Below are 17,340 nucleotides of genomic sequence, written 5' to 3'. Positions count from 1 at the left end.
CCGCTCGGCCGTCGCATAGTCCCCCCGTTCCTGCGCGATCATCCCCAGCTGGTGGTAGGCACTGGCGAGACCGGCGCGGTCACCCAGCTCCTCCTTGATGGCCAGCGAGTCCCGGTAGTACCGCTCGGCCGTCGCATAGTCCCCCCGTTCCTGCGCGATCATCCCCAGCTGGTGGTAGGCACTGGCGAGACCGGCGCGGTCACCCAGCTCCTCCTCGATGGCCAGCGCGTCCCGGTAGTACCGCTCGGCCGTCGCATAGTCCCCCCGTTCCTGCGCGATCATCCCCAGCTGGTGGTAGCTGCCCGCGAGACCGGCGCGGTTACCCACCTCCTCCTCGATGGCCAGCGAGTCCCGGTAGTACCGCTCGGCCGTCGTATAGTCCCCCCGTTCCTGCGCAATGATCCCCAGCTGGTGAAGCCAAGCAGAGCGAGGGTGGGAGTGGTCAGGATGCCAGGCGAGGGTCTCTTCAACCAAGCGCTGCTCCCAGTCCCAGGCACCCCAGGTATGCAGTTGCGAGCAGACCGTTTGGCTGCAAGCGTCAGCCTGATCGATGTCACCCGCCTCGAAGTAGTGGCTGCGGGCTTCCAGGAGTTGGGTGATGTCCGCAGCGCGGTCCTGCGGCCACACGCCGACGCGCCACATCCAGTAGGCGGCGGCCCGGCGGTGGGCGGCGATCAGCGCCTCGGAATCGGTGCGACGGGTCAGCGCGTCGGCGGTCCAGCGGTGCACCACCAGCCCGGTCGGCGCTGAGCCGGCCTCGTCCTGCGGCGCGGGCGCCGGGGTGACCAGGCCGAAAGTCAGCAATAACGCCAGGCCGTCCTCTGCCTGTTCATCCAGAGCAACCGGCGGCCGAGCCCTGTCCGCTTGGTCGCGCCGGTATCGGGCGAGGGTTTGGGGCGACAAGCCGAAGCCGTCCTCAGGTCCGGCTCCGGCAGCGCGGGCCTGGTTAACCTGCTGGTGCACGTCATTGATGCGCCGGACTAGTTCGGGGTCGGGGTCAGGTGGTCGGGTGAGGGCGGACAGCTGCCAGGCCGCGCCAGTGCAGTCGACCGGGGCGCGATACACCGCCAGGCCATCCAGCAGCAGCCGGGCCTGGGAAACTTGGTTCACACGGTCCAGCAGGCCGTCGAGGAGGACATCATCGACCGCCAAGGTGACGGTCTCGGCCAGGGCCCGGTCCAGGTCCCCCTCCACTCCGGCCAGCCACCGCTGGGGGCGGTGGATGCCGCGCCGCTCCAGCGCCGCCTCCATGCGGTCCGCGACCTGCGGGAACCGGGCCTGGCCACCGCGTAGCAGCGCGTCCAGGTATTCCAGGGCGCGGGGGTGGCCGCCGACGTCGGTGTAGGCGCGGCTCTGCTCGGCCGGGGTGAGGGCGTCCAGGCCCGGCAGGCGCCAGATGAGTTTGCGGATCTCCGCCTGCGAGAGCGGACCCAGGTGGTGGACGGCCAGCCTCCGATGAGCCCTGCCTGGGAGGATGAAGGGCTGGCGGCTGGTGACCAGAAGCCGGGCTTGCGGTCCGGCTGCCACCCAGGCACTCAGGAAGTCCGCGAGCTCACCGTCGGCCACTGCGAACCCGTCTCCGGCGGCGGCGAGCAGGTCCTCGGCGTTGTCCACGAACAGCAGTACCGGCGCCCGTCCCAGCAGCAATTGGCGGACCAGCTCCCACCGCTCCCGCCACGGCGGACGCGCATCGCTCAAGGCGATCGCCAGCCGGTGCAACGGGTCGTCCTGGGGCAGAGCGGTCCTCAGGCAGTGGGCTGTCAGCCGGCGGCGTAGTTCCTCAAGAATCTGGTCCACTGACAATGTCGTGGCGGCGGAGACGGGCACGACCACCCCGGCGTCGGCGCCCAGCTGGTGGAGGAGTTCCGCGGCCAGTGTGGACTTGCCCACCCCGCCGATGCCGTGGATGACCACTCCGGCCAGCAACGGGGCGCGCAGCGCGCCGAGCAGGTGGCGCAGTTCGGTTCGGCGCCCGACGAAGTCCCCCACCTGGCGGACAATCATCGAGGGGTCGAGGACCGGTTCCGGGGGGGCCTGGACCTGGGCGGTGCCGTGGCTGCGGTCGAACAGCGGCAGCGGCGGGCCGGCCAGGAACAGAGCCGGGGTTGCCCACTCCGCCAGCATCGCGTGCCGATCGCTGGAGGGAAGCCGGCGGCGCGCGCGCTCCAGCAGGTGGCGGGCTCTGGACAGGGCGGCCAGCGGCTCGGGGTGCTCGGCGCGGGCCAACTCCGCATACAGGTGGGCGGTCAACTCCGTGGCATAGGGATCGGTGACCGCGTCTGTCATCGCCAATACCGCCGGCACTCCGCCGGCCAGCAAGTCCCGGGCCAATCCGGCCCGCGCCCGGCCCGCCGCCGCCAGGGCGGTGTCCTCCCCGTCCTCCTCGCCAGGGCCCGCAGGAGTCTGGGCGGTCGAGCAGCCGGCCAGGACCACCAGCGGAACCCCCCGGCCCGGCGGCAATGCCTCGGTCAAGAGCCGCTGCGCCTCCACGAGGTCGCGTTGGCCGCGTTCGTCCTCCAGCACCAGGAAGCCCGGGGCGGCGTGGCAGGACAGGTGCAGCACATGGAAGCGCTCCTGCTCCAACGCCGCCCGGATCTCCGCCAGGCTGCCCCAGTTCAACACCCGCACATAGGCCCCTTGGTCGGCACGGGCCGGGTCGACCGTGTCCAGGATCCGCGCCAACTCCCGCTCGTAGTCCAACAACTCGCCCCCACCACGCTCCGGACTGGCCACCACCGCCAGGATCCGCAGCGGGCCGGGCACCTGAATGGCCACCGGAGCGATCTGGCGGGCGACGGTGCGATACAGCTGCACCTGATCGGACAGCACAAGCGGCTCCGTCAGGCCAGGGACGGTCAGAGTCTCCCAGGGCAAATCCACCCATCGCGGCTCGTCCACTCGCAGCCCCAGTCGCAGCTCGACATTGCGGGCCCGCACCGCCTCCACCTCTTGCCTCAGCGCAGCGCCCGCCGCCCCGTCCAGGAAGCCCTCGCCCAACGCCTTGCCCACCGCGAGCAAAGCCGCATGCATCGCGCTACCAGCAACCGGCGCTCCGTCGCGCGTACCCGTGCGAGTCACGATGCCGCGCGCAGCCTGCACCCGAGCCCGGTGCAACTCCCAGACCAGCCGCTCCAAGCCATGATCCACACCTTGAGGCGGATGCGTGGCCTCGGACCCTGCCGTGGAGAACACCACCGTCTGCGCGTCCAACCGCAAACCCGCTTGCACCGGACCGTCCGGACTGTAGAGCACGCCATCGGGCGCAACCACCGGGCCGCCACGCGCTGGACGCCGCCCGGTCGGAAGCCCCCGTACCGCCCGTTCCAGTTGCTCCACCAGGTTCTCGTACTGCCCGGGGGATGCGACGGTCCGAAAGTCGACGTACAGCCGGGACGCAATGAACGCGGGCAGATTAACTTCGCCTAGCAGCACGGGAATCACCCGCTGCTGAGCTGCCACGCTCGCAGCGAGCGCCGCCGCGAACTCCTCGTTGCACCAGCCCGAATCCACCCAAGACTGGCTCACCACAGCGACCAGAACGTCGGCCTTGGCTAGGCCCTCCTGCAGCCGAGCGGCCAAGAGCTCCCCGGCCACCAACTCCCACCGGTCCAAGAACACCTCAAGGCCCAGCCGGTGCAAATTCTCGGCCAGGGTCGTCGCCCACGGCCCATCCTCATGCGCATAGGAGACGAACACATCGAAACGCACGGTACCTGCCACGACGTACCCCCGTACCGCTCAAGCCCCGGAAGCGCCGTCCCGATCGCCGCTCGTAGGGTCTGAAACGTTAGAGCACACGCCACGCCCATGCCGCCAAAACGGTAGAAGACCACCCACACAGCCCACGCCGCCAACCAACTGACGGATGCGAATCATCACATGGCAACCCATCTTCAGATGGGGGCAGCCCTTGGTCACTGTCGACCCGTTGTCTCGCCACTGGCCCACGTGGGAGCGGATTTACAGACCGCGCTGCGAACCTGCTCCGACCAGCCGGGAAGCGCTTATCGCGGGCCTCCATCCCACATATCCCCTGCGGCGCGGTGGTGATGGTGTGTCAAGTGACGGCGGTGGGGCGTGTCACAGGTCTAGTGTCGTAGGCCAGTCCGGGTTGCGGCGTGGGGGTGCGGGCGGGATGAGTGGCGAGGATGTTGAGCGGCGGGTCTTCATCAGCCACGCAGGACCGGACCGGGCCTGGGCCGAGTGGGTGGCCTGGCAACTGGAGGACGCCGGCTACACCACCGAACTCGACTACTGGGACTGGGCGGCCGGCGAGAACTTCATCCTCAAGATGAACGACGCCCTGAAGAGCGGCCGGATGGTGGCCCTTTTCTCCGCCGCCTACTTCGAGCCCGGCCGCTTCACCACCGACGAGTGGACCGCTGTCCTGGCCGCCAAGGACAAGGGCAAACTGGTGCCGGTCCGGATCGATGCCACCGAGCCTCCGCCGATCCTCGCCCCGATCCTCGCCGCCAGCATCCACGGCCTGGAGGAGGCGCAGGCCCGCGCCGCCCTCCTGGGTGCCGTCGCCGGGCCCCGCCGCCCAGACCACGAACCCGCCTTCCCCGGCCCCGGCGGCGGCCGGCTGCGACGACTGGGGGCGACCAGCCCCCGCCTGCCCGGCACCCTGCCCCGCGTGTGGAACCTACCCGCCCGCAACGCCGGGTTCACCGGCCGCGACGACGTGCTCCTGCGCCTGCGCCAGGCCCTCACCAGCCACACCACCGTCGCGCTCCAGGCGGGGGACGGACGCGGGGGTATCGGCAAGACGCAGCTCGCACTCGAATACGCCTACCGCTTCGCGGGCGACTACGAACTCACCTGGTGGATCCGCGCCGAAGAACCCGGCCTGATCCCCGACCAGCTCACCGCCCTCGCGGTGCGGACCGGCGCCGCCCCCGCCGACACCACACCGGCCGACGCCTGGGACGCCCTCGCCGCCGACCTGCGCAGCCGCGGCCGCTGGCTCCTGGTCTTCGACAACGCCGAAGACCCCGCCGCCCTGCGCCCCTACTTGCCCGGCGGCACCGGCCATGTCCTGATCACCTCACGCAACCGCCAATGGCACACCATCGCCCACGCCATGGATGTCTACGCCTTCACCCGCCCCGAATCCGTACACCTGCTCCGCACCCGCGTCCCCACCCTCACCGAACAGGACGCCGACCGCCTCGCCCAAGCCCTGGACGACCTCCCCCTCGCCCTGGTCCAGGCCGCCGCCAGCCTCGACAACGGCCTCACACTCACGCAGTACCACCAGCTCTTGAACGCACAGGCCAGCGCCCTGCTCGACCAGGACCCCCCAGACGACTACCCGGTCTCCCTCGCCGCCCAGACCCGCCTCAGTCACCAGCGCCTCACCCACGACAACCCCGACGCCGCTCTCCTGCTCAACGCCTGCGCGCTCCTGGCCCCCGAACCCTTCCCCCTGCACAACTGCACAGCCCACAACGACGCCCCCGCCACCCTGAACACCCTGCTCGGCAAACCCCTGAGTATGAAGAACGCCCTGACCGCCGTCACCCGCCACGCCCTGGGCCGCGTCCAGGACGGCACGCTCCAGCTCCACCGTCTCACCCAAGCCATCCTCCGCGACCAACTCGACGACCAGCAGCGCACCCAAGCCGCACACAGCGCCGAAGCCCTCCTCGTCGCGGCACGACCAGGCGACGTCGAGGAACCAGCGAACTGGCCGGCGTGGAGCGACCTTGGCCCCCACCTGCTCACCGTCGATCCCCACGACATCACCACCGAAGCCGGCCGCGACGTGGTCCGCGATGGCTGCGCGCGACTCATCGATCGCGGCGACGCCATGACCGCTATCCACCGCCTAGAAGAACTCCACCAAGTCTGGGGCGAGCAACTCGGCCCGGACCACGAAGGCACACTGTGGACCGCCAACTACCTCGCCAACGCCTACAGCGCGGCCAGCCAGCACGAGCGCGCCCGCGAACTGGACCAGGACACCTACCAGCGCCGACGCCGCATCCTGGGCGACGACCACCCCGACACCCTCGCTAGCGCCGGCAACCTCGCCATCCGGCTCGCCGCCCTGGGCGACACCCAGGCCGCCGCCGACCTCGCCCGCGACACCTACCACCGCCGCAAAGGCACCCTGGGCGACGACCACCCCCACACCCTCACTAGCGCCCACAGCCTCGCCATCCGGCTCGCCGCCCTCGGCGACACCCAGGCCGCCGCCGACCTCGGCCGAGACACCTACCACCGCCGCAAGCACACCCTGGGCGAAGACCACCCCCACACCCTCGCCGGCGCCCACAACCTCGCCATCGACCTCGCCGCCCTGGGCGACACCCAGGCCGCCGCCGACCTCGGCCGAGACACCTACGACCGCCGCAAAGGCACCCTGGGCGAAGACCACCCCGACACCCTCACTAGCGCCCACAGCCTCGCCATCTGGCTCGCCGACCTCGGCGACACCCAGGCCGCCGCCGACCTCGGCCGAGACACCTACCACCGCCGCAAGCACACCCTGGGCGACGACCACCCCGACACCCTCAGCACCGCCCACAGCCTCGCCAACCGGCTCGCCAAGCTGGGCGACACCCAGGCCGCCGCCGACCTCGCCCGCGACACCTACCACCGCTGCAAGCGCACCCTGGGCGACGACCACCCCGACACCCTCAGCGCCGCCCACAACCTCGCCATCGACCTCGCCGCCCTCGGCGACACCCAGGCCGCCGCCGACCTCGGCCAAGACACCTACCACCGCCGCAAAGGCACCCTGGGCGAAGACCACCCCGACACCCTCAGCACCGCCCACAACCTCGCCATCGACCTCGCCGCCCTCGGCGACACCCAGGCCGCCGCCGACCTCGGCCAAGACACCTACCACCGCCGCAAGCACACCCTGGGCGAAGACCACCACAACACCCTGGCAAGCCAAGGCTTGCTCGCGCGACTCGAAGAAGGACAGACCGGCGGGAAGGACGACTGAACGGGTTCAGTGACTGCCGGGCACAGCTGCGAACAGGTTCGGCACCCCACATGCGCTGGCGAGAAGGTCCGCGTAGGCCGCCAGCACCCGACGTGTATCCGTGAGCGCGTCGCGAACCTCAGGCCCATGCCGGCGCAGCACCTCCCGAGTGGTGCCGAACAACGAGTACAGACTGCTAAGCGCCTCCCGAAGCAACCCCTCATCCGTGCCCAGCGGCACCACCGAGACCCGGGTCACCAACTCCACATACAACTCCCACGCAGCACGCCGCTCCGCATCGTTCGGCTCCCACGTCCCAGCAATCTCCAGGACATGCAGATTCAGCTTCACGTCCACACTCTTCGGAGCCCGAACCATCCCCACACCTCCACTCACCAACCCGACGCAGCCACGCTACCCGCGCAGCCGCACGACAGCGCCGGAATCTGCCACCACAGCCAGTGAAGGATCCGGCGCGAGGCCCACTCAATCGAGCACGTACACACGAGAGCGAAAGGGCCACTCCAGTTGACCCGCAGCTTTACAGACCGCTTGCCGAACCCTTGCTGACCAGCTGGGGAGCCCCACATATCCCCCACAGCGCTGCTCACCCTGTTCACTCCTGCAAGGCGCGCAGGCACAGCTCGCGCTGTTCGTAGCCACCGGCGACACCGGCCCCGACCGCCGCCCAGAACGGGCGTGCGTCACGCGCGTGTCCCCCGAGCGTGTGCCACGACACCCCCCTGTGGTCAGCACGCAGCGAGGCGAGTCCAGCCGAAGCCAGGCCGCACCGCTCGTACCGCGGTTCCGTGTAGGGCCAGTCCAGCCAGCCCAGGCGGCAGCGTCTGCACACCTGGTAGTTGACCTGGAATGCGAAGTCATCACCAATGACCGGCGCCCGCATCCGCCAGTTGGGCCGGTCCCCGGAACCTGTGTCCTGCCAGGGCGTACCGAGAATCGGGACCTCTTGATAGCCCATCAATCGTCCGTACCGCCCGCGACTCAGCCGCAGGAGCACTACGCGCCACAAGCTACGGCCGGGCGCCCTCCCGACCTGGTCAGCCTGCCCGGCGATCCAGCGGGCCAGTTCTCGCTCGTCACCGATAGCCACCCGCCCATGGTGCCCAAGCAAGCCACCAGCGGGAACCCGTGCGGCAGGATAGGAGGTGACCGCCACGGTCCAGAGCCGACGAAGGGACGCGCACGTGCCGCAGGCCAATCCGAGAGGTACGTATCTACAGATCTCCGAGTCACTGCGTCAGGACATCCAGGCGGGGAAGATCACCGATCGGCTTCCGTCCAAGGCAGAGCTAATGCGCCTGCACGGCGTCGGTGCCAGCACAGTGGAGCGCGCGCTGGCCGTCCTGACGGCGGAGGGGTTGCTGGAGTGTCGGTCCAAGGGAGCGGCGTGTTCGTCGCCGGCACCGGCGACCGCCGTCCACACACACCTGATGCCGAGTAGCGACGACCGAGCCCGTAAGGCGATGGACCGCGTGTTCCGTGCCCCCGATCTTGGGCTTGACGGCCCACAGACGGCCCCGGAGCCGTAAAACGACCGGAGGCCGACGGTTCGTGCCGGCCTCCGGCCTTCCGTACTGCTTTACCCCTGTGCTGAGCTGCGGTTACAGCACCGGGAGGTTCTTGCGGAGCTCGAAGGCGGTGACCTCGGAGCGGTACTCCTCCCACTCCTGGCGCTTGTTGCGCAGGAAGAAGTCGAAGACGTGTTCGCCGAGGGTCTCGCGGACGAGTTCGCTGCGTTGCATGAGGTCGATGGCCTCGCCGAGGTTCTGCGGGAGGGGTTCGATGCCCATGGCGCGGCGCTCCATGCTGCTGAGCGCCCAGACGTCGTCGTCGGCGCCGGGGGGGAGCTCGTAGCCCTCCTGGATGCCCTTGAGGCCGGCCGCGAGGATCACCGAGTAGGCCAGGTAGGGGTTGCAGCCGGTGTCCAGCGAACGGACCTCGACCCGGGTCGAGCCCTGCTTGCTGGGCTTGTACATCGGCACCCGGACCAGGGCGGAGCGGTTGTTGTGGCCCCAGCAGATGTAGGACGGGGCCTCGCCGCCGGCGCCCGCGGAGCGCTGGGAGCCGCCCCAGATCCGCTTGTAGGAGTTGACCCACTGGTTGGTGATCGCGGCGGACTCGGCGGCGTGCTTCAGCAGCCCGGCGATGAAGGAGCGGCCCACCTTGGAGAGCTGGTACTCGGCCCCGGCCTCGTGGAAGGCGTTGCGGTCGCCCTCGAAGAGGGAGAGGTGGGTGTGCATGCCCGATCCCGGGTACTGCGAGAACGGCTTGGGCATGAAGCTGGCGTTCACGCCCTGCTCCAGCGCGACCTCCTTCATGACCGAGCGGAAGGTCATGATGTTGTCGGCGGTGGACAGCGCGTCGGCGTAGCGCAGGTCGATCTCCTGCTGGCCCGGGGCGCCCTCGTGGTGGCTGAACTCCACCGAGATGCCCATCGACTCCAGCATGGTGATGGCCTGGCGGCGGAAGTCGTGGCCGACACCGCGCGGGGTGTGGTCGAAGTAGCCGGAGTGGTCCGCCGGGGTGGGCACCGAACCGTCGCCGGGGAGGTCCTTCAGCAGGAAGAACTCGATCTCCGGGTGGGTGTAGAAGGTGAAGCCCTGGGCCGCGGCCTTCTCCAGCGTGCGCTTGAGCACGTAGCGCGGGTCGGCGTAGGACGGGGAGCCGTCGGGCATCAGGATGTCGCAGAACATCCTGGCCGTGCCGGGCGCCTCGGAGCGCCACGGCAGTATCTGGAACGTCCCCGGGTCCGGCTTGGCCAGCATGTCGGACTCGTAGACCCGGGCGAAGCCCTCGATCGCGGAGCCGTCGAACCCGATGCCCTCCTCGAAGGCCTGGTCCAGCTCGGCGGGGGCGACGGCCACGGACTTCAGAAAGCCCAGGACGTCGGTGAACCACAGCCGGACGAACCGGATGTCGCGCTCTTCGAGTGTGCGGAGAACAAACTCCTGCTGCTTGCCCATGGCGACAGTCTCACCTCTGCTCTTTACGTTTACGTTACGTGGGGGCGGCCACCAGGGGGCAGCGCTCCGCGCGCTGACTCGTCCGCTTGTCGCATCATTGCAGATTCAGCGCCGGGAACAACTCCGTGCACGCAGCGCCGCGCGTCCCCGGGCGGGCGTCAGCGGTCGGGTCTCAGCGGTGGACACGACCGAAGAAGGTGGGGTAGTAGCCGGTGGACAGGACCGAGATCCGGACGTCCTTGCCCGGACGCGGGGCCTCGATGTAGCGACCGCCACCCAGGTAGAGGGCGACATGGTGGATGCCGGTCACCCGGCCGCTGTACGACCAGAACAGCAGGTCACCGCGGCGGAGGTCGGCTGCGGCGATCGGGCGGGCGGCCCGGAACTGGTCCGCGGACACCCGGGGCAGATGGAGGCCGGCCCGCAGGAAGGCCTGCTGGACCAGGCCGGAGCAGTCGTAGCCGTCGGGGCCGTTGCCGCCCCAGACGTACGGCTTGCCGAGCTGTGCCTCGGCGAAGGCGATGGCGGCGTCGAGGGAGGCCGTGCTGCCGACCGGGGGCGGTGGGGACTGGGGCGGCGGGGATGTCGGTGGGGTCGGGCTGCTGCTGCCGGAGGTGTAGCGGAGGTAGATGTCGTAGTGCGTCGTCCAGCGCCATTCACCGTGGTGCCGGAACCAGTAGCGGTGGCCGTCCCAGCCGGCGTGGGAGGGGGCGGGCTCGGCGCCGGCCGGCGCGGCGGTGGTCAGGGTGAGGGCGGTGCCGCCGACCGCGCCGCCGACGGCGACCAGGGCGCCGGTCGCGGCGAGGCGCAGCCTCGGACGGTGCCGCGCCGGGTGCGCCGCCAAGGGGGCGGGCGGAGCGGCGGGGGCGGTGCAGCGGGAGCAGCGGCAGACGCCGGGGTCGAGGGTGGCTGCGTCGAGGTCTATGAATCCGGGGGTCATGCGGCGGTGGCTCCGTTCGCGGAGGTGGCGGTACGGGGGGTGACGACGGTCGATGACGGGGCGTCGGGGGCCGGCGCAGGAAGGGCTGGGGCCGGTGCCTGTGCCGTCAGGAATGCCGTGACCAGGTCGCGGAGGAGGGCGGTGCGGGACTCCGGCGGCAGGGTCAGACCCTGGCTGTGCTCCAGCTGGGACACCGTCAGGGCGGCGGTCTCCAGGGCGTCGCCGACGATGACCTCGCGGGTGCCGGCGTCCAGCTCGGCGAGTCGGCGGCGGCGCATCGCCGCGGCGAAGTCCGCCGCGTAGTCGAGGGTGAGGGCCTGGGCCGAGAAGACGGTGATGCCCACCGGCGCGGTCTCGGCGGCCAGCAGCCGGGTGAGCTCGCCGCCCAGCCACTGCCCGTCGCGCAGGCTGGGGCCCGGACTGGCGAAGCTGTCGCACGGGAGCGTCGCCGCGACCCGGCACAGCGCGGCCTCGGCGACGGCGGACAGATAGGCCTGGTGGTCCGGGACCGCGAGGCGGGCCCGCGCGGTGTCCCGTACCGTCCAGACCAGCAGCAGTTCGGCCCGCAGCGGGGAGCCCTCGCGGTCGGTGGCGGCGATCGGCTCGCTGCGCCAGTGCCGCACCCTGACGTCCACCGAGCGCCGCTTGAGCAGCGGGTTCACCCAGACCAGGCCGGTGCGGCGGACGGTGCCGCGGTAGCGGCCCCAGCGGGTGAGCACCCGGGCGCTGCCGACCGGATTGGCCATCAGCCCGAACACGGCGACGGCTGCGACCAGGGCGCAGCCGACGAGCAGGCCGCCGGCCCCGGCGCTGCTCAGCGGAGCACCGGTCAGTGCCTCGCTGAGCCGGGCCGCGCCGGGGAGGCCGCCCGGCAGCGCCTGCTGCCGGGCCTGCACCAGGACGGCGGCGACCGTTACGCCGAGCAGGGCCACCAGGGCGACCCAGCCGGGGAGCACTCCCCTGGCCGGACGCTCCCTCAGCTCGCTGTCCACGCGCGGCGGTCGCCGTACGGCCGAACTGCCGAGGGCTGCGGCAGTGGAGGGGGTAACGGTTGCGGAGGGGCCTTCGACAGGGCTGGTGTGCTGATCCACGTGGACGGTCTCCCTCTTCGGGCCGTGGGCCCGGGTCAGATGCGGCAACGCTGGAGTCGGCTCTGCCGAGGATGGGCTGACGGTATCTTTATTTCGGACAAATCGTCAATACAGCTATATCTCATCCCAGATAGGGTGTCCCCGCTCGGAATGGTGGCGGAAACCACCCCCTGACGACCCGTCCGGCCGCATCCGAAGGGACATAGCGTCGATTAGACGATTAGAGTGAACGAGTGCCTTCTCTTCGCCTTGCGCTGAATCAGATCGACACGACCGTCGGTGACATCGCCGGGAACAGCGAGCTGGTCGTCCGGTGGACCCGACACGCGGCCGGCCAGGGCGCCCAGCTGGTGGCGTTCCCGGAGATGGCGCTCACCGGCTACCCGGTGGAGGACCTGGCGCTGCGCCCCTCCTTCGTGGACGCCTCCCGCGCCGCGCTGGTGGCCCTCGCCGAGCGGCTGGAGGCCGAGGGCCTCGGCGGTACCGCCGTCGTCGTCGGCTACCTCGGCAAGTCGACCACCGCTTCGCAGCGGCTCGGCCTGCCCGTCGGCTCGCCGCAGAACTGCGCGGCGCTGCTGCACGGCGGCCGGGTCGTCACCCGGCTGGCCAAGCACCATCTGCCCAACTACGGCGTGTTCGACGAGTTCCGCTACTTCGTGCCGGGCGACACCCTGCCGGTGTTCCGGCTGCACGGCGTAGACGTCGCCCTCGCCGTCTGCGAGGACATCTGGCAGGACGGCGGCCGGGTGCAGGCCGCACGGCAGGCGGAGGCCGGGCTGCTGCTGGTGGTCAACGCTTCGCCGTACGAGGCCGACAAGGACGACGTCCGGCTGGAGCTGGTGCGGCGGCGGGCCGCCGAGGCGGGCTGCACCCTGGCCTACGTCAACCAGGTGGGCGGTCAGGACGAGCTGGTGTTCGACGGCGACTCGGTCGTGGTCGACGCCTCCGGCGAGGTGCTGGCCCGGGCCCCGCAGTTCGAGGAGGGCTGCCTGCTGCTCGACCTGGACCTGCCGGAGGCGACCGCCGCAACGGACTCCCGGGAGCACAGCAGCCGCTTCGTCGCCGACGGCCTGGAGGTCGTCCGCACGGTGCTCTCCCAGGACGTCCTGCCTGCCCCCGCCGAACCGGTGACCGCAGGTCAGGGCCCTCGCCTCGGCCAGTTGGAGGAGATCTACGGCGCGCTGGTCGTCGGGCTGCGCGCCTACGTCCAGAAGAACGGCTTCAAGTCGGTGCTCATCGGCCTGTCCGGCGGCATCGACTCGGCGCTGGTCGCCGCGCTCGCCGTGGACGCCGTCGGCGCCGAGAACGTCCACTGCGTGTCCATGCCCAGCGCCTACTCCTCGCAGCACTCCCGCGACGATGCCGCCGAGCTGGCCCGCCGCACCGGGCTGCACTTCCGCACGGTCTCCATCGAGCCGATGTTCAACGCCTACATGGACGCGCTGGGGCTGACCGGCCTGGCCGAGGAGAACCTGCAGTCCCGGCTGCGCGGCACGCTGCTGATGGCGATCTCCAACCAGGAGAACCACCTGGTGCTGGCCCCGGGCAACAAGAGCGAGCTGGCGGTCGGCTACTCCACCCTCTACGGCGACTCGGTCGGCGGCTACGGCCCGATCAAGGACGTCTACAAGTCACTGATCTTCCGGCTGGCCCGGTGGCGCAACGAGGCCGCCGCCGAGCGCGGCGAGACCCCGCCGATCCCCGAGCACACCATCAGCAAGCCGCCCAGCGCCGAGCTGCGCCCGGGCCAGGTGGACACCGACTCGCTGCCCGACTACGACCTGCTGGACGCCGTGCTCACCGCCTACATCGAGCAGGACAAGGGCCGCGCCGAGATCCTCGCCGAGGGCTTCGACGCCGCGGTGGTGGACCGGGTGATGCGGCTGGTCGACACCGCCGAGTACAAGCGGCGGCAGTACCCGCCGGGCACCAAGATCTCGTCCAAGAACTTCGGCCGGGACCGCCGCCAGCCGATCACCAACCGCTGGCGCGAAGGGTCCTGAGCAGAAGTCAACGGGTGCGGGTCAGAGCTCGATGCGGGCGGCGATGGGGAGGTGGTCGCTGCCCGTCTGCGGGAGGGTCCAGGCGTCGGTCGGCGTGACTCCCTTGGTCATGATCTGGTCGATCCGGGCCATCGGGAACGCGGCCGGCCAGCTGAAGCCGAAGCCCGCCCCGGCCGAGCCCTGGGCCGAGCGCATCTGCGAGGTGATGGGGGCCAGGCTGCGGTCGTTCATGGTCCCGTTGAGGTCGCCGAGCAGCACCACCTTGGAGAGCTTCTCGGCGGCCATCGCCTCCCCCAGCGCCTCGGCGCTGCTGTCCCGCTGGTTCGCGGTGAACCCGCCGTCGAACTTCACCCGGACGGAGGGCATGTGGGCGACATAGACGGCGACGTCGCCGTGCGGTGAGGCGACGGTGGTGCGCAGCGCCCGGACCCAGCCGATCTTGATGTCCACCGGCCTGCTGTCGGAGAGCGGGTACTTGGACCACAGCCCGACCGTGCCCTCGATCACGTGGTACGGGTACGCCGCCGCCAGGTCCTGCCGGAAGGTGCCGACCTGGTTGGTGGACAGCTCCTCCAGCGCGATGACGTCCGGCTTCGCCGCCTCCAGAGTGGCCACTGTGCCGGGGATGTCGGAGTTGGTGGCGTTGACGTTGTGCTGGACCACGGTGAAGTCGTAGGAACCACCGCCCTTGTTTGTGAGCAGTGCTCCGAACAGGTTGACCCAGACCAGCACCGGCACCAGCAGCACGACCAGCGCCGTCGCCGAGCGCCGCAGCAGCCCGAGCACCAGCAGCACCGGCACGGCCAGGCCGGCCCAGGGCAGGAAGGTCTCCACCAGGCTGCCGAGGTTGCCGACGCTGTTGGGGAGGCCGGAGTGGAACAGCAGCAGCAGCGCCAGGGCCAGCGCGAGGGCGGCGAGGACCCGGCCCCGCCGCCAGGTGCTGCGGCCCCTGCCGTCCTGCCCCCAGCCACCGACGCCCGGGATCCGCGACCCCTTCGCAGCGGTGCGCGGCTGTGCTGTCTCTGTCTGTGCCATGGATGAACCCCAACGCCGTTCGCGTACCCACCGGCAACCCTAGGGGGTACGGGTGGGCCGGACTCCTCTGCGCTTCAGGACGCGCTGGGGCACGGCAAAGGTTCCTTTCTGCGGCAATTGCGGCTATCGGGCCAGGTCGCCGGGGGGTGCGATGCCCTGGAGCACGGTGTCCACGATGGTCGCGCTGAGCATCGGGTCGTCCAGCTCCGCGTCCGGCCGCAGCAGCGTCCTGGACAGCATCGGGCCGATGACCAGCTCGCCGAGCAGGTCCAGCTCGACGTCGCCGCGGATCTCGCCGTTCTCGACGCCACGGGCCAGCAGCTCCCGCATCCGGGCCCGGCGCGGTTCGATCACCTGCTGGTGGTAGCGGCGGTAGAGCTCGGGCATGGAGCGCAGCTCGGTCGACAGCATCGCCAGCGAGCTGTGCGCGCGCCGGGCCAGCGCCGCCTGGCGCAGGTACTCCAGGGCCGCGACCAGCGCGTCCCGCACGCTGCCCTCGTGCCGCGGCGGCTCCGGCTCGTCGACCCGCTGCAGCACGTCCAGCAGCAGTTCCTCCTTGTTGGGCCAGCGGCGGTAGATGGTGGCCTTGCCGACCCCCGCCTCGGCGGCGATCCCCTCGACGGAGAGCAGCGCGAGCGGGTAGCCCTGCTCGATCAGCCGCAGCACCGCCGCCACGATCGCCTGCTCGGCCGCCTCACTGCGCGGGCGCCCGCGGCGCGGCGCGGGGGCGGCCGCCGTCTCTTCGCCGGTGGGGGTCACGGGCCTATCCTTCCGGGTTCTCGGGGACGGCCGGCGGCCTGCCGGGCAGGAAGGAGAACGCCACCACGGCGCCGATCGCCGCCACCCCGCCTGCGGTCAGCGCGGTCACATGCATGGCGTGGATGAAGGCGTCCTTGGCCGGGTCGACCAGGGCGGCGGCACGCGGGCCGATCTTCTCCACCACGCCCAGGGTGCCCTCGATGGACTCCCCCGCCGGGGTGCGGTACTGCACGGGCAGCGCCGCCAGCTTGTCCTGGATGCCGCTGCGGTAGGTGGTGGACAGCATCGCCCCCAGCACCGCGACCCCGAGCGACCCGCCGACCTGGCGGAAGGTGTTGTTGACGGCGGATCCGGAACCGGCCTTCTCCCTGGGCAGGGTTCCCATGATGGTGACCGTGGCGGGCGGCATCACCAGTGCCATCCCGGTTCCCTGGAAGAAGGAGAGCACCTCCAGCACCCAGATCCCGGTGTCCCGTCCGAGCAGCAGGAAGCCGGCGAAGGTGGCGGCGATGAGCAGCATCCCGGTCGCGCAGGTCGCCCGTACCCCGAAGCGGTCGACCACGAGGCGGGCCCGGGGCGACACCAGCAGCTGGGCGGCGGCGAGCGGGAGCAGCAGCAGGCCGGCCTGCAGCGGCGAGTAGCCGCGCACGCTCTGCAGGTAGAAGACGCCGAAGAAGGTGACGCCCATCAGTGCGAAGAAGGTCAGCCCGACCGAGACCACGGCGGCGGAGAAGTGCCGGTTGCGGAACCAGCCCATGTCCAGCATGGGGGTGCGGCTGCGCAGTTGGTGCAGCACGAAGCCGGCCAGCACCAGCACGCCGACCACGATCGGCAGCCAGGACTGGGTGACGGTGAAGTCGGCGACCTGGCCGCCCTTGATGATCCCGTAGACGAGTGCGACCAGGCCGACCACGGACAGCAGCACGCCCAGCGGGTCGGGCCGGCCGGGGTTGGGATCACGGGAGTCCGGGACCAGCCAGACCATCCCGACCAGTGCCACCACCACGATGGGGACGTTGACCAGGAAGACCGAGCCCCACCAGAAGTGCGCCAGCAGCAGCCCGCCGGCGATCGGCCCGATCGCGATGGCCAGGCCGACCGCGCCGGACCAGATGCCGATGGCCCTGGGCTGCTCCTCGCGCTCGAAGACGTTCATGATGATGGCGAGGGTGGCCGGCAGCACGAAGGCCCCGCCGAAGCCCATCGCGGCGCGGTAGCCGATCAGTTCGGCGGGCGAGGTCGCCATGGAGCAGAGCAGCGACCCGGCGCCGAACACCACCATGCCGAACAGCAGGGTCCTCTTCCGCCCGAGCCGGTCCCCGAGCATGCCCGCGGTGAACAGCAGGCCCGCGAAGACCAGGGTGTAGGAGTTGACGGCCCATTCCAGCTGGCTCTGGGTCGCGCCGATGCCGGTGGGGGCGGGGCTGGCGATGGTCTTCATCGCCACGTTGAGGATGGAGTTGTCGAGCACGACGACGAGCAGGCTGAAGATCAGTACGGTCAGGATCCCCCAGCGGCGGCGGTGCACCGCCTCGGGGATCCGGCGTCCGGTGCTCGCGGACGTCCGGGATGTGGTGGCCATGGGCACCAC

Annotated in this window: 12 protein-coding genes; 3 read left to right on the top strand and 9 right to left on the bottom strand. The window is 70.8% G+C overall.

Translation table 11 applies throughout. The annotated features are described in order from the left end of the window. Nucleotides 1–3,720 (bottom strand): TIR domain-containing protein (locus ABH941_RS38090; RefSeq protein WP_370135621.1); only part of this gene is annotated, 3,720 nt, incomplete at its 3' end. A gap of 415 nt (nt 3,721–4,135) precedes the next feature. On the opposite strand from ABH941_RS38090, the gene fxsT reads away from it, so the two are divergent. Then, a complete protein-coding gene (fxsT, locus tag ABH941_RS38085; RefSeq protein ID WP_370135616.1) occupies nt 4,136–6,958 on the top strand; it encodes an FxSxx-COOH system tetratricopeptide repeat protein in 2,823 nt (940 codons plus the stop codon). Between the two features lie 6 nt (nt 6,959–6,964). Here fxsT and ABH941_RS38080 read toward each other — a convergent pair whose 3' ends face one another. Both ABH941_RS38080 and ABH941_RS38075 read right to left on the bottom strand, forming a co-directional pair. Beyond that, on the bottom strand, nt 6,965–7,288 hold the full coding sequence (locus ABH941_RS38080) for a hypothetical protein (protein WP_370135611.1): 324 nt from the start codon (nt 7,286–7,288) through the stop codon (nt 6,965–6,967). 265 nt (nt 7,289–7,553) lie between these two features. Next, entirely contained in the window at nt 7,554–8,048 is a 495-nt protein-coding gene (locus tag ABH941_RS38075; RefSeq protein ID WP_370135608.1) for a hypothetical protein, read from the bottom strand. A 55-nt stretch (nt 8,049–8,103) separates the two neighbouring features. Between ABH941_RS38075 and ABH941_RS38070 the strand changes: the two genes are divergently transcribed. After that, on the top strand, nt 8,104–8,487 hold the full coding sequence (locus tag ABH941_RS38070) for a winged helix-turn-helix domain-containing protein (RefSeq protein ID WP_370135605.1): 384 nt from the start codon (nt 8,104–8,106) through the stop codon (nt 8,485–8,487). A gap of 72 nt (nt 8,488–8,559) precedes the next feature. Here the strand turns inward: ABH941_RS38070 and ABH941_RS38065 are convergent, their stop codons facing one another. From ABH941_RS38065 to ABH941_RS38055, 3 genes are all read right to left on the bottom strand, one after another. Next, the gene (locus tag ABH941_RS38065) at nt 8,560–9,921 is read right to left on the bottom strand and encodes a glutamine synthetase family protein (RefSeq protein WP_134010109.1); all 1,362 of its coding nucleotides are present in this window, start codon (nt 9,919–9,921) and stop codon (nt 8,560–8,562) included. Nucleotides 9,922–10,093: 172 nt separating this feature from the next. Next, nucleotides 10,094–10,861 (bottom strand): C40 family peptidase, encoded by a 768-nt coding sequence (locus ABH941_RS38060; RefSeq protein ID WP_370135601.1) that lies wholly within the window; start codon nt 10,859–10,861, stop codon nt 10,094–10,096. Further along, complete coding sequence (locus tag ABH941_RS38055; protein WP_370135598.1) at nt 10,858–11,952, bottom strand: SPFH domain-containing protein; 1,095 nt, start codon at nt 11,950–11,952, stop codon at nt 10,858–10,860. Before ABH941_RS38055 ends, ABH941_RS38060 begins: the two co-directional genes overlap by 4 nt. A 233-nt stretch (nt 11,953–12,185) precedes the next feature. On the opposite strand from ABH941_RS38055, the gene ABH941_RS38050 reads away from it, so the two are divergent. Then, on the top strand, nt 12,186–13,955 hold the full coding sequence (locus ABH941_RS38050; protein WP_370135594.1) for an NAD+ synthase: 1,770 nt from the start codon (nt 12,186–12,188) through the stop codon (nt 13,953–13,955). Between the two features lie 21 nt (nt 13,956–13,976). Here ABH941_RS38050 and ABH941_RS38045 read toward each other — a convergent pair whose 3' ends face one another. From ABH941_RS38045 to ABH941_RS38035, 3 genes are all read right to left on the bottom strand, one after another. Continuing rightward, on the bottom strand, nt 13,977–14,990 hold the full coding sequence (locus ABH941_RS38045; RefSeq protein WP_370135591.1) for an endonuclease/exonuclease/phosphatase family protein: 1,014 nt from the start codon (nt 14,988–14,990) through the stop codon (nt 13,977–13,979). Between the two features lie 123 nt (nt 14,991–15,113). Continuing rightward, the gene (locus ABH941_RS38040; protein ID WP_370135587.1) at nt 15,114–15,749 is read right to left on the bottom strand and encodes a TetR/AcrR family transcriptional regulator; all 636 of its coding nucleotides are present in this window, start codon (nt 15,747–15,749) and stop codon (nt 15,114–15,116) included. 4 nt (nt 15,750–15,753) lie between these two features. Then, nucleotides 15,754–17,331, bottom strand: a complete 1,578-nt coding sequence (locus tag ABH941_RS38035) for an MFS transporter (protein ID WP_370135583.1) — start codon at nt 17,329–17,331, stop codon at nt 15,754–15,756. Nucleotides 17,332–17,340 lie beyond the last annotated feature (9 nt).

The sequence above is a fragment of the Streptacidiphilus sp. EB103A genome, assembly GCF_041261405.1.
In the GTDB taxonomy this organism is placed as follows: Bacteria; Actinomycetota; Actinomycetes; order Streptomycetales; family Streptomycetaceae; genus Streptacidiphilus.
This window is presented reverse-complemented; position numbering and strand designations above follow the sequence as displayed.